Genomic DNA, 1,043 nt, shown 5'->3' with positions numbered 1-1,043 from the left:
GTGGGAGCGTCGCTCGTCAAGTTTACTTGGCGGGTCGTGACTGCGTGCCTTTTGAAGAATGAGCCTGCGAGTTTGCGGTGTGTTGCGAGGTTAACCCGTGTGGGGAAGCCGTAGCGAAAGCGAGTCCGAATAGGGCGTTTTAGTAGCGCGCTCAAGACCCGAAGCGGAGTGATCTAGCCATGGGCAGGTTGAAGCGGAGGTAAGACTTCGTGGAGGACCGAACCCACCAGGGTTGAAAACCTGGGGGATGACCTGTGGTTAGGGGTGAAAGGCCAATCAAACTCCGTGATAGCTGGTTCTCCCCGAAATGCATTTAGGTGCAGCGTCGTGTGTTTCTTGCCGGAGGTAGAGCACTGGATAGGCGATGGGCCCTACCGGGTTACTGACCTTAGCCAAACTCCGAATGCCGGTAAGTGAGAGCACGGCAGTGAGACTGTGGGGGATAAGCTCCATGGTCGAGAGGGAAACAGCCCAGAGCATCGACTAAGGCCCCTAAGCGTACGCTAAGTGGGAAAGGATGTGGAGTCGCACAGACAACCAGGAGGTTGGCTTAGAAGCAGCCACCCTTGAAAGAGTGCGTAATAGCTCACTGGTCTAGTGATTCCGCGCCGACAATGTAGCGGGGCTCAAGCGTACCGCCGAAGTCGTGTCATTTCAGCATATACGCCCAACGGCGGCTGGGATGGGTAGGGGAGCGTCGTGTGCCGGGTGAAGCTGCAGCGGAAGCTAGTGGTGGACGGTTCACGAGTGAGAATGCAGGCATGAGTAGCGATACACACGTGGGAAACGTGTGCGCCGATTGACTAAGGGTTCCTGGGTCAAGCTGATCTGCCCAGGGTAAGTCGGGACCTAAGGCGAGGCCGACAGGCGTAGTCGATGGATAACCGGTTGATATTCCGGTACCCGCTGTGAAGCGTCAAACATTGAACCAGGCGATGCTAAGTCCGTGAAGCCGCCCCGGAGCCTTCGGGCAAGGGGGAGTGGTGGAGCCGACGGACCAGACCTGCAGTAGGTGAGTGATGGGGTGACGCAGGAAGGTAGTC

General features: G+C 57.5%; 1 rRNA gene. It reads left to right on the top strand.

Features of this window, described 5'->3' with window-relative positions:
* Positions 1 to 1,043 (top strand): 23S ribosomal RNA (locus tag IEY89_RS40135); the annotation flags it as partial.

The sequence above is a fragment of the Streptomyces lacrimifluminis genome (genome assembly GCF_014646095.1).
Taxonomy (GTDB): Bacteria; Actinomycetota; Actinomycetes; order Streptomycetales; family Streptomycetaceae; genus Streptomyces; species Streptomyces lacrimifluminis.
Note: the sequence above shows the minus strand (reverse complement) of the source record. Positions and strands in the feature narration are given on the sequence as shown.